Below are 22088 nucleotides of genomic sequence, written 5' to 3' on the forward strand. Positions count from 1 at the left end.
GGTTGCGTCTTTACCTTCTTTGCTCGTACTTGACCATTCCGTAGCTACGCGGGTAGTGCGCTGTAATCAATCCGTGCTTCACATCGGACTAACCGGACCAATCGGGCAACGAGTTCGATATGCGGACGGTGGTGTGTCGGAATGCGTACATCAGGACGTCTCAATCCAACGTTTCGGCATCGTTGTCCGAAGATCTATTGCACTCGTCGCGCAAGATCACGGAGGTGCCTCCACGGGGACCGCCTCCGTTTGGGTGACCTCTCCCTCCAATGGCCCCCCGATCGGACGGTGTGCGTGCTTCGCGCGCGGTATGGGTCGATATGACCGGTACTGGATCAGCGCTCACGGAGGAGACACGCCATGGGTGGAGTCACACACGCCCGATGGGCCGCCGGCGCGGTGGTGGTGGCACTCGCGGCCACGGGCTGCGGGGGCGGCTCGGGCGGCGGCTACGGCGGCGGCAGCGGCGACGGAGTGCTCAGCTCCTCCTGGGGCGACCCGCAGAACCCCCTGGAGCCGGCCAACACCAACGAGGTGCAGGGCGGCAAGGTCCTCGACATGATCTTCCGGGGCCTGAAGAAGTACGACCCGAGGACCGGCAAGGCCCAGGACTGGCTCGCCCGGTCGATCGACACCAAGGACTCGCAGAACTTCACCGTCAGGGTCAAGGACGGCTGGACCTTCTCGAACGGCGAGAAGGTGACCGCCCGGTCCTTCGTCGACGCCTGGAACTACGGGGCGAGCCTGCGCAACAACCAGAAGAACGCCTACTTCTTCGGCTACATCGACGGGTACGACAAGGTCCACCCCGCCGGCGGCGCACAGAGCGCCGACACCCTGTCCGGGCTGAAGGTGGTGGACGACCACACCTTCACCGTCAGGCTCAACCAGAAGTTCTCCGGCTTCCCCGACACCCTCGGCTACGCCGCCTTCGCCCCGCTGCCCCGCATCTTCTACACCGACCACGCGGCCTGGCTGAAGCGGCCCGTCGGCAACGGCCCCTACGCCGTCGAGTCCTACACCAGGGGCTCGCAGATGAACCTGAGGAAGTGGGACGCCTACCCCGGCGCGGACAAGGCGCAGAACGGCGGCGTGACCCTCAAGGTCTACACCGACAACAACACCGCCTACACCGACCTGATGGCCGGCAACCTCGACCTCGCCGACGACATCCCCGCGGCCCAGCTGAAGAACGTCAGGAGCGACCTGGGCGACCGCTACATCAACACGCCCGCCGGCATCATCCAGACCCTCGCCTTCCCGTACTACGACAAGGCGTGGAACAAGCCGGGGGCGGAGAAGGTCCGCACCGGCCTGTCCATGGCGATCAACCGCGAGCAGATCACCGAGCGGATCTTCGACCGGACCCGGACCCCGGCCACCGACTGGACCTCACCCGTCCTCGGCACGGCCGGCGGCTTCAAGGCGGGCCTGTGCGGCCCGGCCTGCCAGTACGACCCCGCCCGGGCCAAGAAGCTGGTCAAGGAGGGCGGCGGCATCCCCGGCGGCCAGGTCAGGATCACCTACAACGCCGACACGGGCTCGCACCGGGAGTGGGTGGACGCCGTGTGCAACTCCATCAACAACGCCCTCGGCGACAGCAGGGCCTGCGTGGGCAACCCGGTCGGCACCTTCGCCGACTACCGCAACCGGATCGGGCAGCACGAGTTGCGCGGCCCCTTCCGGGCCGGCTGGCAGATGGACTACCCGCTCATCCAGAACTTCCTGCAGCCGCTCTACTACACGAACGCCTCCTCCAACGACGGCAAGTGGTCCGACCCGGACTTCGACGATCTCGTCGACCAGGCCAACGCCCAGACCGACCCGGCCAAGGCGGTCTCCACCTTCCAGAAGGCCGAGGAGGTGGTCCGCGACAAGATGGCAGCCATTCCGCTCTGGTACCAGAACGGCAGCGCGGGCTACTCCGAGCGGCTGTCCCACGTGGCGCTCAACCCGTTCAGCGTCCCCGTGTACAACGAGATCAAGGTCGGCTGAGCCGCCATGGGACGCTACGTCGTCCGGCGACTGCTGCAGATGATCCCGGTCTTCATCGGCGCGACCCTGCTGATCTTCCTCATGGTGAACGTGATGGGCGACCCCATCGCCGGCCTGTGCGGGGAGCGGGCCTGCGACCCGGCGACCACCGCCCAGCTCGAGAAGGAGTTCGGCCTCGACAAGCCGCTCTGGCAGCAGTACCTGACCTACATGGGGAACGTCTTCACCGGCGACTTCGGTACGGCGTTCAACGGCCAGCAGGTCACCGAGCTGATGGCGACGGCCTTCCCCGTCACCATCCGGCTCACCATCGTGGCCGTCCTCTTCGAGATCGTGATCGGCGTCACGCTGGGGGTCGTCACCGGCATGCGGCGCGGACGGCCCGTCGACACCTCGGTGCTCCTGGCCACCCTGGTGGTGATCTCCGTCCCCACCTTCGTCACCGGTCTGCTGCTCCAGCTCCTGCTCGGCGTGCAGTGGAAGTGGATCAAACCCTCCGTCTCGCCGGACGCCGCCCTCGGCGAGCTGATCGTGCCCGGGCTGGTCCTCGCCTCCGTCTCGCTCGCCTACGTCACCCGGCTCACCCGCACCTCCATCGCGGAGAACAAGCGGTCCGACTACGTCCGCACGGCCGTCGCCAAGGGCCTGCCCCGGCACCGGGTCGTCACCCGGCACCTGCTGCGCAACTCCCTGATCCCGGTGATCACCTTCATCGGCACCGACATCGGCGCGCTGATGGGCGGCGCGATCGTCACCGAGCGGATCTTCAACATCCACGGCGTCGGCTACCAGCTCTACCAGGGCATCCTGCGCCACAACACCCAGACGGTCGTCGGCTTCGTGACCGTCCTCGTGCTGGTCTTCCTGGTCGCCAACCTGCTCGTGGACCTGCTCTACGCCGTACTCGACCCGAGGATCCGCTATGCCTGAACAGCCGTACGAGCCCGAGCGCGCGGTCGCCGGCACCGGTATGGGCGGCGCGATGGACCTCGGCGCGAGCGAGGCCGTCACGCTGGAGCAGGGGCCGGGCGGGCCCGAAGGCACCGGCCCCGTCGGCCGCCCCCGCTCGCTGTGGTCCGACGCCTGGCGGGACCTGCGCCGCAACCCGGTCTTCATCGTGTCGGCGCTCGTCATCCTCTTCCTGGTCTTCATCTCGCTGTGGCCCTCGGCGATCGCCTCCGGCAGCCCCCTCACGTGCGACCTGGCCAAGGCCCAGGACGGCCCGGGGCCGGGCGCGCCCTTCGGCTACGACGGCCAGGGCTGCAACGTCTACACGCGCACCGTCTACGGCGCCCGCACCTCCGTGACCGTCGGTGTGCTGGCCACGCTCGGGGTGGCCCTGCTCGGGTCGGTGCTCGGCGGGCTCGCCGGGTACTTCGGCGGGCTCCCGGACTCGGTCCTGTCCCGTGTCACCGACATCTTCTTCGCCATCCCGGTCGTCCTCGGCGGTCTCGTCCTGCTCTCCGTGGTGACCAGCAATACGGTCTGGCCGGTGATCGGGTTCATGGTGCTGCTCGGCTGGCCGCAGATCTCCCGCATCGCGCGCGGCTCGGTCATCACCGCCAAGCAGAACGACTACGTCCAGGCGGCCCGCGCCCTCGGCGCCTCCGACGCCCGCATCCTGCTCCGGCACATCGCCCCGAACGCCGTCGCGCCCGTGATCGTCGTGGCGACCATCGCGCTCGGCACGTACATCGCCCTGGAGGCGACCCTGTCCTACCTCGGCGTCGGCCTCAAACCGCCCAGCGTCTCCTGGGGCATCGACATCTCCGCCGCCTCGCCCTACATCCGCAACGCCCCGCACGCCCTGCTGTGGCCCTCGGGGGCGCTGGCGATCACCGTCCTGGCGTTCATCATGCTCGGCGACGCGGTCCGCGACGCCCTCGACCCGAAGCTGAGGTGACGGTGCCGTGCTGCTCGAAGTGCGCGACCTCCACGTGGAGTTCAGAACCCGGGACGGCGTCGCCCACGCCGTCAACGGCGTGAGCTACGAGGTCGACGCGGGTCAGACGCTGGCCGTGCTCGGCGAGTCCGGCTCCGGCAAGTCGGTGACCGCGCAGGCCGTGATGGGCATCCTTGACACGCCGCCCGGACGGATCACCGGCGGACGGATCCTCTTCCAGGGGCAGGACCTGCTCACCATCAGGGAGGAGGAGCGGCGCCGCATCCGGGGCGCCGGCATGGCGATGATCTTCCAGGACGCGCTGTCGGCCCTGAACCCCGTCCTGTCGGTGGGGGACCAGCTCGGCGAGATGTTCGTCGTGCACCGGGGGATGTCGAAGAGGGACGCGCGGGCCAGGGCCGTGGAGCTGATGGACCGGGTCCGCATCCCGGCCGCGGCGCAGCGGGTGCGCGACTATCCCCACCAGTTCTCCGGCGGCATGCGCCAGCGCATCATGATCGCCATGGCGCTCGCCCTGGAACCGGCGCTCGTCATCGCCGACGAGCCCACCACCGCACTGGACGTCACGGTCCAGGCCCAGGTCATGGACCTGCTCGCGGAGCTGCGGCGCGAGTACCGCATGGGGCTGATCCTGATCACCCACGACCTGGGCGTGGTCGCGGACGTCGCCGACCGGATCGCGGTGATGTACGCCGGGAAGATCGTCGAGTCCGCGCCCGTGCACGACATCTACAAGGCGCCGGCCCACCCCTACACCCGCGGCCTGCTCGACTCCATCCCGCGCCTGGACCAGAAGGGGCGGGAGCTGTACGCCATCAAGGGCCTGCCGCCGAACCTGACGCACATCCCGCCGGGCTGCTCCTTCCACCCGCGCTGCCCGATGGCCCGGGACGTCTGCCGCACCGACGTCCCCCCGCTGTACGAGGCCGGCGAGGCACGGGGCAGCGCCTGCCACTTCTGGAGGGAGTGCCTGCATGACCACTGAGCCGATCCTCCAGGTCAGCGGCCTCGTCAAGCACTACCCGCTGACCCGCGGCGTTCTGTTCAGGAAGCAGGTCGGCGCGGTGAAGGCGGTCGACGGCGTGGACTTCACCCTCGGCAGGGGCGAGACCCTCGGCATCGTCGGGGAGTCGGGTTGCGGCAAGTCGACCGTCGCCAAGCTGCTGTGCCACCTGGAGCGGCCGACGGCGGGCTCCATCCGATTCAAGGGCGAGGACATCACGAACCTGTCCGGCAGGGCCCTGAAGGCCGTGCGCCGCAACATCCAGATGGTCTTCCAGGACCCGTACACCTCCCTCAACCCCCGGATGACCGTGGGCGACATCGTCGGGGAGCCGTACGAGATCCACCCGGAGACGGCCCCCAAGGGCGACCGGCGGCGCAGGGTCCGGGACCTGCTGGACGTGGTCGGCCTCGACCCGGACTACGTCAACCGCTACCCGCACCAGTTCTCCGGCGGTCAGCGCCAGCGCATCGGAATCGCCCGCGGGCTGGCGCTGCGCCCCGAGGTCATCGTCGCCGACGAGCCGGTCTCCGCGCTCGACGTCTCGGTGCAGTCCCAGGTGATCAACCTGCTGGCCCGGCTCCAGACGGAGTTCGGCCTCTCCTACGTCTTCATCGCGCACGACCTGTCGATCGTCCGGCACATCTCGGACCGGGTCGGGGTCATGTACCTGGGCCGGATCGTGGAGACCGGCAGGGACGCCGAGATCTACGACCATCCGACGCATCCCTACACCCAGGCCCTGCTGTCGGCGGTCCCGGTGCCCGATCCCGCGGCCCGGGAACACCGCGACCGGATCATCCTCTCGGGGGACGTCCCGTCCCCGACGGCCATCCCCTCCGGCTGCCGCTTCCGCACCCGCTGCTGGAAGGCCCAGGAGCGCTGCGCCCGGGAGGTTCCTGCCCTGGCGGTCCCCGCCGTCTTCCGGGACACCGCCGGACCCGCGGCCCACGACTCGGCCTGCCACTTCGCCGAGACCCTGCCGTCCGCGCACGGCACGCCGGGCCGTGCGGCGCCGCGGGAGGGGGCGAACGGCAACGGGCCGGGGTGACATGGCGCACCCCGGCCCGTTCACGGCACCCGCACGGCCGTACGCTGACCAGCCTCGCGCGTCCGTATATCGGTGCGGCTTCCGTCAAGTTGCCTGCGTGTTAACGCGATTGGTGGGTGTTCGCGAGGGTTGTACCGGGCCGCGCGAGCGACCGCCGCAGGAAGTCGACCTGGAGCAGGAGCAGGTTCTCGGCGACCTGTTCCTGGGGCGTCATGTGCGTGACGCCGGACAGCGGGAGCACCTCGTGCGGGCGGCCCGCGGCGAGGAGGGCCGAGGACAGGCGCAGGGCGTGGGCGACCACCACGTTGTCGTCGGCCAGGCCGTGGATGACCATCAGGGGGCGGTGCGGCTCCGCGGGGTCGGCCAACCCGTCGTCCGTGACCAGCGAGTTGCGCGCGTAGGTCCCGGGCTCCTGGGCGGGGTCGCCGAGGTAGCGCTCGGTGTAGTGCGTGTCGTACAGGCGCCAGTCGGTGACCGGGGCGCCCGCGATGCCCGCGTGGAAGACGTCGGGACGGCGCAGCACGGCGAGAGCGGCGAGGTAGCCGCCGTAGGACCAGCCGCGGACCGCCACCCGGGACAGGTCGAGCGGGTGGCGCCGCGCCAGGTCCTCCAGGGCCTCGATCTGGTCGTCCAGGGTGGCGGCGAAGTCGTGGTGCACCGCCTTCTCCCAGGCCGGGGACCGGCCAGGGGTGCCCCGCCCGTCGGCGACGACCACCGCGAAGCCCTGGTCGGCGAACCACTGGGAGGTCAGGTGGGCGTTGTGGGCGGCGGTCACCCGCTGGCCGTGCGGACCGCCGTAGGGGTCCAGCAGAACCGGCAGGGGAGTGTCACCGTGGTAGTCCCGCGGCATAAGCACGGCGCACGGAATTCGACGTGCGCCCCCCTCGGTGAGGATCACGCGGGGGGACATACCGGGATCTTCTGCGTACGAGCGGACAGCGGCCGCCGGTTTTCCGTCACGCAGCACCTGGACACGGGAGCCGGGCCTGTCCAGCGCCGCGGACACCAGAACGGTCACCTCCCCGGCCCGCACCGCCGAGTGCACGCCGGGCTCCTGCGAGACGCGCTCCACACCGAGTTCGTTCACCCGGTACACATGAACTTCGCCAATCTCCGGCGCCTCCGCCTCCGCGCCGGCCGAGGCGGAAACCAGTACGTCGTCCGCACCCACGTCCAGGACCGCACGAATGTGCAACTGAGCGCTGGTCAAGGGCCTTTCGCCGACCGCCAGGACCCGTGCGCCGCCCTCGTCCGCGATGCGGACAAGCTGCCCGGAAGGGCTCCAGCAGGGCACCCCGGGGAAAAGTTCAAGCCATTTCGCGTCCTCGTCCGCGTGCACCATCCGGGTGGCCCCGGTGTCCGGGTCCAGCGCCAGGATCAGCTGGCTGCGCTGGTCCCGTGCCTGCACCAGCAGCAGCGGCGCACATGCCTCTGACCAGTGCACTCGGGCCAGGTACGGATAGCGGGACCGGTCCCATGCGACCTCCGTGCGCTCCCCGTCGAGCCCGAACACGAACAGCCGCACGTCCGCGTTCGGCGTGCCGGCAGCGGGGTACTTGACGTTATTTGGCTCACGCCCCGGATTGGCGGGATCCGCGATCCACCACTGCCGCACCGGCGTGTCGTCCGCGCGCGCCACGAGCAGCCGGCGCCCGTCCGGCGCCCACCAGAAGCCCCGCGAACGCCCCATCTCCTCGGCCGCGATGAACTCCGCTAGCCCGTACGTCACCCCTTCCGCCTCCGGCTCCGCGAGCGCCCGGTCGCCCTCGCCCTCGGCGCCCACCACCCGCAGCGCCCCCCGCGCCACGTAGGCGACGTGGCGGCCGTCGGGGGCGGGACGCGGGTCGATCACCGGCCCCCGGACGGGCAGCTCGCGCGCGGTACCGGCCCGCAGCTCGGCCGTGAACAGCCGCCCTGACAAGGCGAAAGACGCCAGCTCGACGGCGGCGTCGGTGGCGTAGCCGACGATCCCGGCACCGCCCTCACGGCTGCGCTCCCGCCGCGCCCGCTCCTCCTGCGAGAGCTGTTCGGAAGCGCCCGCGAGGAGGGTGCCCGGGTCGGCGGCCAGGCGCTCCGCGCCCTCCGGAAGGTCCATCACCCACAGGGAGTTGGCCCGGTCGGTGCCGGAGCCCGAACGCAGGAACGCGACACGCGAACCATCGGGTGCCACGGTGAACGCACGCGGCGCGCCGAGCGTGAACCGCTGGGTCCGGGCGTACCGACGGGGGAAGGAGTCAGCCTCGGTCGTCATACCCCGACCATATTGGCCATGCGCCCCCTTGTGCGGCTGTGCGCCGAGCGATGCGCGAGTACGGATAGTTATGATCACTACCGCTGAGTGGGTAGGAACCTGCCGGCGACTGCGTGGGAATGCTCAACTGATCTGGATCTGACGATCTTTGGAGGTGAGCCGCCGTGGCACTCTCGATTTCGGCGGTGGTGCTGCTGGCGATCATCGTCTTCTTGCTGGTCAAGAAGTCAGGCCTGAAAGGCGGCCACGCGGTCGTCTGCATCCTGCTCGGCTTCTACCTCGCCTCCTCGACCGTCGCTCCCACGATCAACGAGCTGACGACGAACGTGGCCAGCATGATCGGCAGCATCAAGTTCTGACGCGGGCGGGGGCGACTGCACCCGGACGACCGGCGACTCGACGGGGTCGCCGGCCGCGACACCCGGCTGCGCCGGTCAGCGCTCGGACGCGTACGGCAGGAAGCGGGACCAGGCGTCCGGCGCGAGCGTGAGCCGGGGGCCGTGGACGTTCTTGGAGTCGCGCACGTGGACGGTGTGGGGCGTTATGGCGATCTCGACACAGGAGTCGCCGTCGGGGCCGTCGCTGTAACTGCTCTTGAACCACACCAGGCCGACGGCGCCACAGGCAGCGGACTCGCGGATCATGTTTCTCCCAACAGTTGCTCGATGAGGGCCAGTGACTCCCCGGGCGGAAGTGCTTGGGCCCGGATGGTCCCGTACCGCAGTTCGAGTACGCGTAGCTCCTTCAGGGCCGAGACGGGTCGTCCGTTGAAGGCGCCGTCAGCGCGTCCCACCGCCGTGCCGTCCTCGAACTTCAGCAACTCGATCCTGCCGCTCATGCCGGGGTGCGGGGGACTGTCCAGCGGCATCACCTGCAGCGTGACATTGCTCAACTGTCCTGTCGCGAGCAGGCGCTCGAACTGTTGTCGCCGCACCATTGTGCCTCCAACCCTGCGACGCAGCGTCGCCTCTTCCAGGACGAACCCGAGGGCAGGTGCAGGCACACGCTCGAAGATGGACTGCCTGGCCATCCGGGCGGCTACTCGTCGTTCCAAGTCCTCTGGCGCGTAGGCGGGCAGCCAGCACTCCAGTAGGGCTCGCGCGTGATCGGGGGTCTGCAGCAGCCCGGGAACGCTGCTGCACACGTACACGCCGATCTCTGCCGCCTTGGCCTCCAGACCGGCCAGCTCCCGCACCTTCTTCGGGTACCGGACCTTCTCCACGTCCTCCTTCATCGCCGAGAGCAACCCGCCCGCCCGCAACAGCTTGTCCGCCTTGTCCAGGTACTCGGGCCGGGGGATCCGTTTGCCGCTCTCGATCTTGTAGACCATGTCCTCGCCGTAGCCGAGGGCCCTGCCGAAGTCACCGGCCTTCATCCCCACCGCTTCCCGGCGCAGCTTCAGCTGCCGTCCGACAGTGGCGATGACGGCGACGCCCCAGTCGTCGTCCGGCTCGACCTCCCAACCGGGTTCCTCGCCCACGTCCTTGAGCCGTCCCGCTCCCGTGTCCACCGTCATCGGCGCGCCCCTCCGTCGTAGCACCGCGTCACACCGTCCACGCCCGTGCGCCTCGTCCGACAGGCCCGGACACCACCGGACAAGCAGCGGACAGTCACCGTACGCAACGGCGTAATCACTCATCACGGTAGGCGTCGGCGGCGACTCTGGGTGACGTGAATCAGGAAATCGCCCAGCCCGGGCCCCAGATCGCGACCCAGCACGACGGCGGCGTCCCCGCTCTCACGGCGCTGTTGTCCTCCACCCCACGCGGTGCCCGCCTCGCCCGCCTGCTCGCGGTGGACGCGCTGCGGAGCTGGGGTCTCCCGGACGAGAGCGCGAGCCACGTCGTCGCCGAACTGGCGGCCAATGCCGCCACCCACGGCCGTGTGCCCGGCCGCAGCTTCCGCCTGACGCTCTACGTGATCGGCGGCACCCTCCGCGTCGAGGTCACCGACACGCGCGGTGACCGACGCCCCGCACTCGGGGAGCCGGGACACGGCGCCGAGTCGGGAAGGGGACTGCTGCTCGTCGACGCGCTGGCCGACCGTTGGGGAGTGACCGAAGGGCGGTTCCCGCGCAAGACCGTCTGGGCCGAGCTGAGTCTCACGTCACCGGAACCCGACAGTGCGCGCTCCGGTGCCTCCGGCGGCTGAGAGGACAAAGAACGACCGGGGAAAGCACCCCCACCAGACCCCACCCCTCCCGCCCGTGGCCCCGCCTCACTCGGGCGGGTGAACATTCCCCAACGGGCTGGATTTCGCGGCCCCTGAGGCCCGACGCTCAGCGCAACGCACCACCACCACAACCGCAGACATGAGACGGCCCCCGCCGGGACGGCAATCCCAGGGCGAGGGCCTGACCACCGAGGAAGATAAGGGCTTCCCGATGGGTATCCAGAACCCTAGCGCGCCCCCGCGCGCCAAGGCCCGCGTTGCGGGCAACAAGCACCCGAACCGGGGTCACCACGCAGGCGGGCTCCAGCACGACAACACCCGCCACACGGCCCGCTTCACGGTGATCGGCAACCACCTGGCCCAGCACGAGGAACTCACGCTGCTGGCCATCGGGCTGGGTGTGCACCTCCAGTCGTTGCCCAAGGGCGCCCCGGTCGACATCAAGACCCTCACCGCCAGGTTCCCCGAGGGGGCCACCCGTATCGCCTCCGCCCTGCGTGAGCTGGAGGCCCACGGCTACCTGCGCCGAGAGCGTCACCGCACGTCCACCGGCCGCATCATCACCCGCACCACCTCCTGCAACCAGCCGATGGCGGCCCGCCACCCCGGCACGGCTCCCGCCCCGGCCGCCGACCGTCCGGCCGCCGGGGCGGCGGCGGAACCGCAGCGGCGGCAACCGTGCGAGCCGCGTACGCGAGACAGGCCGCACGGGGAACGCACGGCCCCCAAGCCGCTCCCCGCCGTGCCCAGGCCCGCGTACGCCGCCCCAGCGCTCCTGGAGGCCGCCGCCGATCTCCTCGCCGGCCTCCACCGCCACGCCCCCCGACTGCTGCTCTCCGCACGCGACACGGCCCACCTGGCCCCCGGCGTCGCCGCCTGGCTGGAGCGGGACGTCACACCCGCCGCCGTACGCCGGTCCCTGACCGCCGACCTGCCGCCCGAGGGGGTGCGTCGCCCCGCGGCCCTCCTGGCGCACCGCCTCGCAGCCCAGCTCCCGCCGCCGTTCCGGGCGCCGGCTGCCTCACAGCCGCCGCCGTACCCGATGCGGAACTGCGACGGCTGCGACCGGGCCTTCCGCTCGCCCCGCCCCGCAACCCGCTGTCGCGACTGCCGAACCGCTTCCCGGGAGGCCGCCTAGCATGAACGTGACGATCCTTGCCCCTGGGCACAGACGACGAGGAGCGAGCGCCATGACCATCGCACCCGACGACGCACACCAGGGCGCCTCCCACCTCTACCGGGCCATGCGCGACTTCGTGCAGCGCATGGACGACACGCTTCCCGGCAAGTTCGAGATCACCAAGGAAGGGATCGTCCACGACATGATGTCGCCGGGAGGAGCCCACGAGGTCACGGCCGCGCACGTCAGCCGCCGCCTCGAAAAGGTCATGCCGGACGAGTTGCTGGCCCACAACGGCACGCCGGACGTGGAGGACGAGCCCGAGGGCGTCATGCGGCATCCGGACGTGATGGTGATCGCGTGGGCGGACCTCACCGTGGAAGGCTCCATCGACCCGCGCAGGGTCGTCGCCGCGATCGAGGTCGTCTCCCGGTCCAACCCGGGCAACGACTGGGTGGGCAAGCTGCGCGACTACCCGCTCATGGGTGTGCCGGTCTACGCGATCTTCGACCCCCGCACCGGCACCGGCGCGGTCTTCACGGACATCCACCCCACCCCGGAAGGGCCCCGGTACGCGACCCGCAAGGATTTCGTCTACGGCGAGGACGTCACCATCGGCGAGTGGACCATCTCGACGGGCGGTCTGCCGCGCTACCGGGATGACGGAGGGGAGAAGGCCACGTCCTGAGGGCGTGACGGACTCGGCCGGGCGCCTCGTAGGCTGGCCCCATGACGGAACTGCCCGACCGGCGTCTGCTCCTGGTGCACGCGCATCCGGACGACGAGTCGATCAACAACGGCGCGACCATGGCCCGGTACGCGGCCGAAGGCGCCCTCGTGACCCTGGTCACCTGCACGCTGGGGGAGCGGGGCGAGGTCATCCCGCCGGAGCTCGCGCACCTGACCGGCGCCGCTCTCGGGCAGCACCGGCTCGGTGAGCTGAGGGACGCTACGCGTGCCCTCGGTGTCGGGGACGTCCGGCTGCTCGGCGGGGCCGGGCGGTACAGCGACTCCGGGATGATGGGGCTGGCCGACAACGACGACCCCGGCTGCTTCTGGCAGGCCGACGTCGACCAGGCCGCCGGCCACCTCGCCGACGTCATCCTGGAGGTCCGTCCGCAGGTGCTCGTCACCTACGACGACAACGGCGGCTACGGCCACCCGGACCACATCCAGGCCCACCGCGTCGCCATGCGTGCCGTCGACCTCGCGGCCGGGCGCGGCCACCAGGTCGGCAAGGTGTACTGGAACCGGGCCCCGCGCTCCGTGGTCGAGGCGGCCTTCGCCCGGCTCCAGGACGAGCTGCCCGGCCTCCCGTTCGACAAGAGCGCGTCCGTGGACGACGTACCGGGCGTCGTGGACGACGAGCGGATCACCGCCGCGATCGACGGCGGTGCCCACGCCGCCGCCAAGGCCGCCGCGATGCGCGCCCACGCCACCCAGATCGAGGTGGCCGGGTCCTGCTTCGCGCTCTCCAACGAACTCGCCCAGCCGCTGTTCACCACCGAGTACTACGAGCTGGTGCGCGGCCCCGGACAGCCCGGGGAGACCGACCTGTTCGCGGGCCTCGGCACCGGGGAGGCGTCATGAGCAACGGTGAACCGGGCTCGATGCTGGCCCAGCCGCTGCGTCCGCCCTCCGCCGGGCGGGCCCTCGCGTACCTCGGCCTGTTCCTGCTCGGCGCGGTCGTCGGACTCGCCGGAACCCTCGTGCAGGCCGCCTGGTTCCCCGGCGGGCTGCTCCTCGCTCTCGCCGGCGCGGCCGGGGTGTTCCTCGGCGGTGCGTACGCCACTCGAGGCCGGGGCGGCGCGGTGGCGCCCGCGGCCGGCTGGATCGTCGCCGTCATCCTGCTCACCACCTCACGCCCCGAGGGCGACTTCTTCTTCGGCGCGGGAGGCGGTTCCTATCTCTTCCTGCTCGGAGGCATGGCTCTGGCTGTGATCTGCGCCACCATCGGCGCCGTACGGCAACCTGGTGACGGCTCCGCCCGACTTGGCAAGTGACGTACCACTTCGCCGTGCGACACGGGTGCGAGTCCGGTGTGGGTTTCCCCGGCGGTCATGGGATAAGCGTCAGAAGCGGCCAGTATGGTGGTGCGCGCCGCCGAGCCGCCCGAGCATTCAGGTCGTAACGGGCGGTGGAGCCAACTGGGAGAACCTGCCTTGAGTCGTGAAACTGACACTCCGTCCTCCGGGCCCGACGGGCGCGGCGGAGCCGCATACCCCTCCGGCACGCCGCCGTACGGGACCCCCATGGTTTCCGACGACGGTACGGGCGCGGGCCGTTCGGGCACGCGGCCGGAGGAGAAGAAGACCGAGACGACGCTGACGACCCGGATCCGGATCAACATCCCCGGATCGCGGCCGATCCCACCCGTCGTCATGCGCAAGCCCGTCGGGGACACCGACGCCACCGCCGACGAGGCGCCCGCGGCCGACCAGCGGCCCGCGCCCGACCAGTCCGCCACCGCTCCCGCCGAGCCGGCCCCCGCCGAGCCCGCGGCCCCGGCCGAGGAGAAGGCCAGCGACTGGTTCGCGCCCCGCAAGTCCTCCGCCGCGAAGGGCGGTCCGGGCGCCGGCGGCGCGAACGGGTCCGCAGCGCCCGGCGGTTCCGCCGCGGCGTCCGGCAATCCTCCTGCCCGCAAGGGTGGTCCGAAAGCGTCGGGCGCGGCCGGTACCACCGGCGCACGCCCGGGCGGCAGCCGTCCCGGTGGTGTGGTGGGCTCCGTGAGCGTTCCGGGCTCCTCCCGCGGTGGCGGCACGAACGGCAAGGGTCTGCCCGGCGCCACCGGCGGCCCCGTCGCTCCCGGCCACGGCGGCGGCACCGGCTCCTTCGACGTGACCGAGGCGCTGGCCGCCGGTTCCCGCCCGGGCGGGAACGGCGGCGGCGAACCGCGCCGCGACGACCTGCCGTACTTCTCGGAGAACGGCGGCGGCCAGGGCGGCGCCGGTGACAGCGGTGCCGACCGGCACGACGGCTTCGGCGGCGACGCGAGCGCGGGCGGCCGCGACGGCTTCGGCGGTGCGAGCACCGGCGGCGCGAACGGCCCCGGCGGCACCAGCGGCTTCAGCGGCCCCGGCGGCCACGGCGGCCCGCAGGGCCCGGCCGGCCCCACCGGCGGCCCCGTCACCGGCGACGGCACCCTCGTGCCGCGGTCCGGCGGCCCGGGCAGGGGCGCCGGCGAACCCTTCGCCGGTGAAGCGTTCGACGGCCCCGGCGGCCCGGCCGGTTACGGCGGACCCGGTGCCGCGCCCGCCCGCAGCGCCCTCGCCGATCTCGACGGGCCCGCCGTCCCCGGCGGCCCGGCGGCCACCCCCGGCGGCGCCCCCGGCGGGCGTGGCCCCGGCGGTGGCCTCAGCGACGACACCGCGATCCTCACCCCGCAGAAGCCGGCCCCCGAACCGGGTACGCCCGGCTACCGGCCCCCGGCCTCCGGCAACGTCTCCGGACACACCGTCACCAGCGGCATCCCGGTCGTGCCCGGCGCCGGCACCTCCCCGTTCGGCTCCGGCGCGAACCCGGCCGGCCCGGCGGCGCCCAGGCCCGCGCCGGCCGCCGCGCCCAAGGCGGCGGCCAAGCCGAGGAAGCAGGGCCGCAGCAAGCTGGTGCTGCTCGCCGTCGGCGTGGTCGTCGTCGCGGGCGGCGCCTACGGCGCCGGACTGCTGATGAACCGCACCGACGTGCCCAAGGGCACCACGGTGCTCGGCGTCGACATCGGCGGCGGCACCCGTGACGACGCCGTCAAGAAGCTCGACGACGCCTTCGGCGACCGGGTGAACAAGCCGCTGAAGCTGGCCGTGGGCGGCAGGACGGTCACGCTGACGCCGGCCAACGCCGGTCTGCAGTTCGACTACCAGGCCACGGTCGGCGAGGCCGCGAAGAGCGACTACAACCCGGTCCACGTCGTCGGCTCCCTCTTCGGCCAGAAGCGCGTGGTCGAACCGGTCATGCCGGTGGACGAGGAGAAGCTGCAGGCCGCCCTCCAGCAGGCCGGCGGCGGCTCCGGCTCGTCGGCCGACGGCACCATCGAGTTCAAGCCCGGCAAGGCCGTGGCCGTCTACGGCAAGGGCGGGAAGGCCATCGACGCGGGCCGCTCGGTCAACGCCGTGAAGCAGGCCTACCGCACGCTGGTCGAGACGAACGCGACGGCCCCGGTCACCGTGCCGACGACCACCAAGCGGTCGACGGTCTCGAACGCCGAGGTCGACCGCGAGATGAAGGCCTTCGCGGAGCCGGCGATGTCGGCCATCGTGACGGTCCAGACGGACGCGGCACACTCGGTCCGGCTGAGCCCGCAGAACTCGCTGTGGAAGTTCCTGCGGGTCAAGCCGACGGCCGACGGCAAGCTGGTCGACTCCCCGGACCTGGACGCGCTCAAGCGGCTCTACGGCAAGGCCTTCGACGGTGTGCTGATCACCCGGGCCAACGGCAGCAAGACGCCGGTGACGCCCCAGGAGGTCTACATCGCCCTGCGCCAGGCCCTGACGAGCAGGACCAACCGGGTCGCGGTCATCGACACCGACCCGAGCTAGACCGAGGCAGAGGTCCGGGAGGTCCGGGAGCCGTACGGGTGCCCGGCACGGCTCCCGGACCTCCCGCGCTCCGCCCGTCACCCGATCCGTATGACATCTGTCATCCGGCGGTCAGGACCGCCGACACTGCCGGGGCCGGGGGCGGCTCCGCCAGCATGGACGCCATGACGACGACAGCGGCACCGGCCACCACCACCCCGGTGGTCGGGTTCGACCAGGTGACCAAGACGTACGGGAGCGTGCGGGCCGTGGACGGCCTCTCGCTCCGGCTGTACCCGGGCGAGACCGTCGCCCTCCTCGGCCCCAACGGGGCCGGCAAGTCCACCACGCTGGACCTGCTCCTCGGGCTCAAGCCGGCCGACGGCGGCACCGTGAGCGTGTTCGGCACCAGCCCGCGCGAGGCCATCGTCGCCGGCCGGGTCGGGGCCATGCTGCAGACCGGCGGCCTGATGGACGAGGTCACCGTCGCCGAACTGGTGAAGCTGGCGTGCTCCCTGCACCCGCGGCCGCACAAGGTGTCCGACGTGCTCGCCCGCGCGGGCGTCACGCAGATCGCCGACCGCAAGGTCAACAAGCTCTCCGGCGGCCAGGCCCAGCGCGTCCGCTTCGCCATCGCCACCGCCGGCGACAGCGACCTGATCATCTTGGACGAGCCGACCACCGGCATGGACGTCTCCTCCCGCCAGGCCTTCTGGGCGACCATGCGGGAGCAGGCCGACCAGGGCCGTACGGTCCTCTTCGCCACGCACTACCTCGAAGAGGCCGACGCCATCGCCGACCGCGTGCTCGTGCTGCACCGCGGGCGGCTCCTCGCCGACGGCACGGCAGCCGAGATCAAGGCCAAGGCGGGGGCGCGTCGGGTCGCCTTCGACCTGGAGGGCGCCATCGACGAGGCCGCCCTGCGCGCTCTGCCGTTCCTCACGTCCATCGACGTGTCCGGGCAGACCGTCCGCATCCAGTCCTCAGACGCCGACGCGACCGTCCACGCCCTGTACGGCCTGGGCGTCTACCCCCGCAACCTCGAAGTCGCCGGCCTCGGTCTGGAGCAGGCCTTCGTCGCCATCACGGAGGCCGAGGAGGCCAAGCAGTCATGAACGCGCTCATCAGGCTCGAACTGGTCCGCGCCCTGCGCAACCGCAAGTTCCTGTTCTTCTCGGTGATCTACCCCTCGGCCCTGTTCCTGCTCATCGCGGGCAGCGCCGACTCCAAGGAGAAGATGGACGGCGGCGGCCTCACCCTGCCGACCTACATGATGGTCTCCATGGCCTCCTTCGGCGCGCTGACCGCCGTGCTGATGGGCAACAGCGAGCGCATCGCCAAGGAGCGCGAGAGCGGCTGGGTGCGGCAGCTGCGGCTGACCACCCTCCCGGGGCGCGGCTACGTGCTCGCCAAGACCGCCGCCGCGGCCGTCGTCAGCCTGCCGTCGATCGTCATCGTCTTCGTCGTCGCCGCGGCCCTGAAGGACGTACGGCTGGACGCCTGGCAGTGGCTCGCCCTGACCGGCGCCATCTGGGCGGGCAGCCTGGTCTTCGCCGCGCTCGGCGTCGCCCTCGGCTACCTCGCCAGCGGGGACGCGGTCCGTCCGATCACCATGATCACCTACTTCGGCCTGTCGATACTCGGCGGTCTGTGGATGCCGACCACGACCTTCCCGCAGTGGCTGCAGGACATCGCGAAGTGGCTTCCCACGCACGCGTACGCTTCCCTGGGCCGGGCGATCGAGCAGAGCCAGGCCCCCAGCGCCCAGGACATGGCCGTCCTCGTCTTCTTCTTCGTCCTCTTCACGGGCGGCGCGGCCTGGCTGTACCGGAAGGACACGCTGAAGGCGTGAGCGCCATGACGGAAGAGCGGCAAGCGAGTTGCCAGAAGCACGTGCCCGTGGGCTGGCCGCCCCGGAACCGGCGGGAGCTGCTGGTCAAGACCCTCTGGATCGGCGTCTGGCTGGTCTTCCTCAGCTCACCCGTCCACGACCTGGCCGCCGGCGGGCACACCGCCGGCGCCACCGCGGCCGGCGCGGCCGGCCTCGCCGCCTTCGTCGGGGTCTACCTGACGCTGGTCTTCCGCAACATCGGCCGGCCGTTCTCGCCTCGGGTCGTGCTCACGCTGGGCGGGGTCCTCGGGGTCCTCGCCGTCGTCCTCGCCTTCACCATGGGAGGCGCCTGGCTGGGCCTGTTCGTCTACCTGTCGGTCGCCTGGGGGGCCACCCTGCCCCTGCGCGCGGCCTACTGGGCGATCCCGGCCTCCGCCGTGGTGATGTACCTGATCGGCCTGCGGTCGAACGAGGCGGAGGCGCGCGGCCTGTTCCTGCTGGTGCTGCTCATCGGGTTCGCGATGACCGGCGTCGGCCAGCTCGTCAGGACGACCATCGAGCTGCGCAAGGCCCGGGCCACCGTCGCCCAGCTCGCCGCCAACGAGGAGCGCCTGCGGCTCGCCCGCGACCTGCACGACCTGCTAGGCCATTCCCTGTCCCTGATCACGCTGAAGAGCGAGCTGGCCGGCCGTATGCTGCCCGGCCGGCCCGACGAGGCGGCCCAGCAGGTCGCCGACATCGAGCAGGTCAGCAGGCAGGCCCTGGTGGACGTGCGGGAGGCCGTCACCGGCTACCGGCGCCCCCGGCTCGCCGCCGAACTCGCCGGCGCCCAGGTCGCGCTGACCGCCGCCGGGGTGGTCGCCGAGGTGCCCGCCGAACCCGGCCTCGACGGCGTGCCGGAGGAGGCGGAGTCCGCGCTCGCCTGGGCGCTGCGCGAGGCGGTCACCAACGTGGTCCGGCACAGCGGCGCCGACCGCTGCCTCGTCCAGCTGGCGCACCGCCAGACCCTGGACGGGCCGGTGCTCGAACTCACCGTCGAGGACAACGGCTCGGGCGGCTCCGGCAAGGGTCCCGGCAACGGTCTGACGGGGCTGACGGAGCGTCTGGAGAAGGCCGGCGGCGGCCTGGAGGCCGGGCGGGCCAGGCGCGGGTTCCGGCTGGTCGCCCGTGTGCCCACGGCCTCCCCGGGGACGTAGGATCCGCTCCATGACGAGCTCGATCAAGGTTCTGCTGGCCGAGGACCAGTCGATGGTCCGCGAGGCGCTGGCCGCGCTGCTCGGCCTGGAGGACGACATCGAGGTCGTCGCCCAGGTCGCGCGCGGCGACGAGGTGCTGGCGGCCGTCGGCGCGCACGGCGTGGACGTCGCGCTGCTCGACATCGAGATGCCGGGCTGCACGGGCATCGAGGCGGCCGCCCGGGTGCACCGCGAGCACCCGGGGGTCAAGCTCGTCGTCCTCACCACCTTCGGCCGCCCCGGGTACCTGCGCAGTGCCATGGAGGCGGGCGCCGACGCGTTCCTCGTCAAGGACGCCCCGGCCGCCCAGCTCGCCGAGGCGATCCGCAAGGTGCTGGCCGGCGAGCGGGTCATCGACCCCACGCTCGCCGCCGCCGCGCTCGCCGAGGGCGCCAACCCGCTGACCGAGCGCGAACGCGAGGTGCTGCGCGCGGCGGCCGACGGCTCCACCAACGCCGAACTGGCCAGGACCCTGCACCTCTCCCAGGGCACGGTCCGCAACTACCTCTCCACGGCGATACAGAAGCTCGCGGTCCGCAACAGGGCGGAGGCGGTGCGGACGGCGCGGGAGAAGGGCTGGCTGTGAGGGCTCAGTTGAGCATCGACCGGGCGCTGTGGGCCTGCCGGCGCACCTTGTGGGCCGCAGGCTCGTCGACGACCTCGATCAGGTCGGCGTAGGTGTCCAGTTCCTCGGCGCCCGCGACGAACTCCCCCCGCTGGACGAGGAGCTGCCCGCGCTCGTAGCGCAGCCGGGCCGGGTGCGAGGGCACCAGCAGCGCCAGCTCCACGGCACGCAGGGCGACGTCGGAGCGTTCGGGCCGGGCGGCGGCCCACGCCCGTATGTTGTTCAGGATGCGCTGTACGACCTCCAGCGGCGCGGCGGGCTCCAGCATCGAGGGGTCCAGCGGCGCCCCCGTGGCCCCGGCCACGAGCAACCCGGCGTCGGCACCGGTCAGCGTCCGGCCCCCGTCGAAGGGATCCGCCAGCACCTGCTCCAGCGCCTCGCCGAACCCGACCACGAAGTGCCCGGGCAGCGCGACGCCGTACACCGGCGCCCCCGCCCGGCGCGCCACCTCCAGCCACACGACCGACAGCAGGATCGGCAGCCCGCGCCGCCGCCGCAGCACCGCGTGCAGCAGCGAGGACTCCAGCCGCTGGTAGTCGGCCGGGGTCCCGTGGAACCCGTAGCGCGTGCCGAGCAGCCGCCGCACGGCCTCCGCCCACGCGATCGGCCCGCCGGGCCGGTACGGCAGTTCGCCCGCCAGCCTGTCCAGCTCCAGCTGCGCGGCGTCGATGCCGGCCTCGTCCAGCGAGCCGTCCGCGTCCGCGCCGATCAGCAGGCACAGCGCGGACAGGTCCGGCCGCTCCGAGCGCGCCTCCTCGGCGAACCGCTCCCGCAGCTCGGCGGACCGCTCCGGCGACGGCGGATACGGCGGCGGCAGATGAGAGTGCCCCATGACAGGCCCAGCCTTTCCCCAACGTCCCTACAACGCCCCCGGCACCGGGCCCGGCCCACCGGACGGGGCCTGCGGGGCCCGGTAGTGGTGGTACGTGTGGTGCGGGGTGAAGCCCAGGGCGGCGTACAGCGCGCGGGCGGGCACGTTGTCCGTCTCGACCTGCAGCCACGCCGCCGACGCGCCCTCGTCCAGCGCGCGCCGCGCCAGCGCGGACATCACCTCCACGGCGAGCCCCTGCCGCCGCCGGCCGGGGTCCACCTCGACCGCCGCGAAACCGGCCCACCGCCCGTCCACGACACACCGCCCGATCGCCGCCGGCGGTTCGTCCCCGGCTCCGGGCACGGACGCGAACCACACCGACGGACCGCCGCCGAGCACCCGCAGGGCCACCTCGCTCACCCCTTTGCGCTGGTACCGGGCGAGCCACGCCTCGTCCGCCTCCCGGGACAGGACCACACCCGCGCCCTCCGCCCGGTCCGCGACCGGCGCCAGGGCGCCGGTCCACAGCTCGGCGGTCACCTCCCGCACCCAGCCGCGCCGCTCCAGCTCCGCGCACAGCAGTTCCTGCGTGCCCTCGGCTCCGGTGGCGGTCTGGACGTAGGCGGGCAGGCCACGCTCGCCGTACCAGCGTCGTACGGCCGCCAGGGCCGCGTCGAGCGGAAGCCCGGGGTCGCCGAGCGGCAGCACGCTGTTGGCGCGCCGGGTGAAGCCCGCGGCAGCCCGCAGCTCCCACTCCCCGAGCCGCTCGCTCTCCACCGGCCGCCATCCGCGTGAGACGACCCGCGCCAGCTCGGCGTAGGACGCCGCGGGCCCCCGGCGCCGCGCCGGAGCGGCCGGTACGACCTTCCCCGCGACCAGGGTGGATTCCGGAATGCGGACGCCTTGCCCGTCCCGGCGTGTGATCATGAGGACGCCCTCATCCCATGATGTGAGAACTCCCACCGTGTCAGTGAACTTCTCCTGCGTCGCGGCAGCTTCGTGCCAGCACCGCACGGACACCCGTTTGCCCACGTCAGCGGGGGTGATACGGACTTCCAGACGTCCTGTCGCCGAGATTTCCACTGGCAGGTTCACCCCTCCTGTTCGGATCATGCTCCGGAACGGAGATACTAGGGGCGGGCATCGACGACGCCGCGCTCCCGCGCGCCAGGCGGCGGAGCCTGTGGAGGCCCGCCAGCGCCCTATCGAGGAGGAACGACAGCGTGACCTACGTCATCGCGCAGCCTTGTGTCGACGTCAAGGACAAGGCGTGCATCGAGGAGTGCCCGGTCGACTGCATCTACGAGGGCCAGCGGTCCTTGTACATCCACCCGGACGAATGCGTCGACTGTGGTGCCTGTGAGCCGGTCTGCCCGGTCGAGGCGATCTTCTACGAGGACGACGTCCCGGAGGAGTGGAAGGACTACTACAAGGCGAACGTCGAGTTCTTCGACGAGCTCGGCTCTCCCGGCGGCGCCAGCAAGCTGGGGCTGATCGAGCGCGACCACCCGTTCGTCGCCGCGCTGCCGCCGCAGGGCGAGTGACCGTTTAGGCGCCAAGCGGCACGCACACCGCGCCGC

Annotated in this window: 22 protein-coding genes; 17 read left to right on the forward strand and 5 right to left on the reverse strand. The window is 71.9% G+C overall.

The window, feature by feature from the left end; translation table 11 throughout:
- The first annotated feature begins 360 nt into the window (after window positions 1-360).
- Genes IE177_RS02510 through IE177_RS02530 form a run of 5 tightly spaced genes read left to right on the forward strand, consistent with a single transcriptional unit; the run spans window position 361 to window position 5952 of the window.
- Entirely contained in the window at window positions 361-1995 is a 1635-nt protein-coding gene (locus IE177_RS02510) for a peptide ABC transporter substrate-binding protein (RefSeq protein ID WP_190013022.1), read from the forward strand.
- Window positions 1996-2001: 6 nt separating this feature from the next.
- Window positions 2002-2925: an ABC transporter permease gene (locus IE177_RS02515; RefSeq protein WP_190013023.1), complete on the forward strand. Its 924-nt coding sequence runs from the start codon at window positions 2002-2004 to the stop codon at window positions 2923-2925.
- A complete protein-coding gene (locus IE177_RS02520; RefSeq protein ID WP_190013024.1) occupies window positions 2918-3898 on the forward strand; it encodes an ABC transporter permease in 981 nt (326 codons plus the stop codon). The genes IE177_RS02515 and IE177_RS02520 overlap by 8 nt, the downstream gene beginning before the upstream one ends.
- Window positions 3899-3905: 7 nt before the next feature.
- Entirely contained in the window at window positions 3906-4883 is a 978-nt protein-coding gene (locus tag IE177_RS02525; protein WP_190013025.1) for an ABC transporter ATP-binding protein, read from the forward strand.
- A complete protein-coding gene (locus IE177_RS02530) occupies window positions 4873-5952 on the forward strand; it encodes an ABC transporter ATP-binding protein (RefSeq protein WP_229815860.1) in 1080 nt (359 codons plus the stop codon). Before IE177_RS02525 ends, IE177_RS02530 begins: the two co-directional genes overlap by 11 nt.
- A 100-nt stretch (window positions 5953-6052) precedes the next feature.
- Here IE177_RS02530 and IE177_RS02535 read toward each other — a convergent pair whose 3' ends face one another.
- Entirely contained in the window at window positions 6053-8203 is a 2151-nt protein-coding gene (locus IE177_RS02535; RefSeq protein WP_190013026.1) for a S9 family peptidase, read from the reverse strand.
- A 164-nt stretch (window positions 8204-8367) separates the two neighbouring features.
- Between IE177_RS02535 and IE177_RS02540 the strand changes: the two genes are divergently transcribed.
- Window positions 8368-8562, forward strand: coding sequence for a hypothetical protein (locus IE177_RS02540; protein ID WP_190013027.1), 195 nt, complete (start codon window positions 8368-8370; stop codon window positions 8560-8562).
- A 75-nt stretch (window positions 8563-8637) separates the two neighbouring features.
- On the opposite strand, the gene IE177_RS02545 is transcribed toward IE177_RS02540, so the two are convergent.
- Both IE177_RS02545 and IE177_RS02550 read right to left on the reverse strand, forming a co-directional pair.
- Window positions 8638-8847 carry a DUF397 domain-containing protein gene (locus tag IE177_RS02545; protein ID WP_190013028.1) on the reverse strand — a complete coding sequence of 70 codons (210 nt, stop codon included), beginning with the start codon at window positions 8845-8847 and terminating at the stop codon, window positions 8638-8640.
- Window positions 8844-9719 carry a helix-turn-helix domain-containing protein gene (locus tag IE177_RS02550; RefSeq protein WP_190013029.1) on the reverse strand — a complete coding sequence of 292 codons (876 nt, stop codon included), beginning with the start codon at window positions 9717-9719 and terminating at the stop codon, window positions 8844-8846. The genes IE177_RS02545 and IE177_RS02550 overlap by 4 nt, the downstream gene beginning before the upstream one ends.
- A 155-nt stretch (window positions 9720-9874) precedes the next feature.
- Between IE177_RS02550 and IE177_RS02555 the strand changes: the two genes are divergently transcribed.
- The 10 genes from IE177_RS02555 to IE177_RS02600 all read left to right on the forward strand — a co-directional run bounded on the left by IE177_RS02555 (window position 9875) and on the right by IE177_RS02600 (window position 19658).
- Complete coding sequence (locus tag IE177_RS02555) at window positions 9875-10354, forward strand: ATP-binding protein (protein ID WP_373304994.1); 480 nt, start codon at window positions 9875-9877, stop codon at window positions 10352-10354.
- Between the two features lie 232 nt (window positions 10355-10586).
- Window positions 10587-11513: a helix-turn-helix domain-containing protein gene (locus IE177_RS02560; RefSeq protein WP_190013349.1), complete on the forward strand. Its 927-nt coding sequence runs from the start codon at window positions 10587-10589 to the stop codon at window positions 11511-11513.
- A gap of 52 nt (window positions 11514-11565) precedes the next feature.
- On the forward strand, window positions 11566-12183 hold the full coding sequence (locus tag IE177_RS02565) for a Uma2 family endonuclease (RefSeq protein ID WP_190013030.1): 618 nt from the start codon (window positions 11566-11568) through the stop codon (window positions 12181-12183).
- A 41-nt stretch (window positions 12184-12224) separates the two neighbouring features.
- Window positions 12225-13085, forward strand: coding sequence for an N-acetyl-1-D-myo-inositol-2-amino-2-deoxy-alpha-D-glucopyranoside deacetylase (mshB, locus tag IE177_RS02570; protein ID WP_190013031.1), 861 nt, complete (start codon window positions 12225-12227; stop codon window positions 13083-13085).
- Entirely contained in the window at window positions 13082-13498 is a 417-nt protein-coding gene (locus IE177_RS02575) for a DUF6113 family protein (RefSeq protein ID WP_190013032.1), read from the forward strand. Before mshB ends, IE177_RS02575 begins: the two co-directional genes overlap by 4 nt.
- Window positions 13499-13657: 159 nt before the next feature.
- Complete coding sequence (locus IE177_RS02580; protein WP_190013033.1) at window positions 13658-16027, forward strand: hypothetical protein; 2370 nt, start codon at window positions 13658-13660, stop codon at window positions 16025-16027.
- A gap of 164 nt (window positions 16028-16191) precedes the next feature.
- Entirely contained in the window at window positions 16192-17121 is a 930-nt protein-coding gene (locus IE177_RS02585; protein ID WP_190013034.1) for an ABC transporter ATP-binding protein, read from the forward strand.
- Window positions 17118-17858: an ABC transporter permease gene (locus tag IE177_RS02590; RefSeq protein WP_190013035.1), complete on the forward strand. Its 741-nt coding sequence runs from the start codon at window positions 17118-17120 to the stop codon at window positions 17856-17858. Before IE177_RS02585 ends, IE177_RS02590 begins: the two co-directional genes overlap by 4 nt.
- A 5-nt stretch (window positions 17859-17863) precedes the next feature.
- Window positions 17864-19033 (forward strand): sensor histidine kinase, encoded by a 1170-nt coding sequence (locus tag IE177_RS02595; RefSeq protein WP_190013350.1) that lies wholly within the window; start codon window positions 17864-17866, stop codon window positions 19031-19033.
- A gap of 10 nt (window positions 19034-19043) precedes the next feature.
- The gene (locus tag IE177_RS02600) at window positions 19044-19658 is read left to right on the forward strand and encodes a response regulator transcription factor (RefSeq protein ID WP_190013036.1); all 615 of its coding nucleotides are present in this window, start codon (window positions 19044-19046) and stop codon (window positions 19656-19658) included.
- Between the two features lie 4 nt (window positions 19659-19662).
- On the opposite strand, the gene IE177_RS02605 is transcribed toward IE177_RS02600, so the two are convergent.
- Window positions 19663-20529: a transglutaminase family protein gene (locus IE177_RS02605; RefSeq protein WP_190013037.1), complete on the reverse strand. Its 867-nt coding sequence runs from the start codon at window positions 20527-20529 to the stop codon at window positions 19663-19665.
- A gap of 27 nt (window positions 20530-20556) precedes the next feature.
- Window positions 20557-21591: a GNAT family N-acetyltransferase gene (locus IE177_RS02610; RefSeq protein WP_190013351.1), complete on the reverse strand. Its 1035-nt coding sequence runs from the start codon at window positions 21589-21591 to the stop codon at window positions 20557-20559.
- A gap of 140 nt (window positions 21592-21731) precedes the next feature.
- On the opposite strand from IE177_RS02610, the gene fdxA reads away from it, so the two are divergent.
- Window positions 21732-22052, forward strand: coding sequence for a ferredoxin (gene fdxA, locus IE177_RS02615; protein WP_014674796.1), 321 nt, complete (start codon window positions 21732-21734; stop codon window positions 22050-22052).
- Window positions 22053-22088: the final 36 nt, after the last annotated feature.

This window comes from Streptomyces lucensis JCM 4490 (genome assembly GCF_014650035.1).
In the GTDB taxonomy this organism is placed as follows: Bacteria; Actinomycetota; Actinomycetes; order Streptomycetales; family Streptomycetaceae; genus Streptomyces; species Streptomyces lucensis.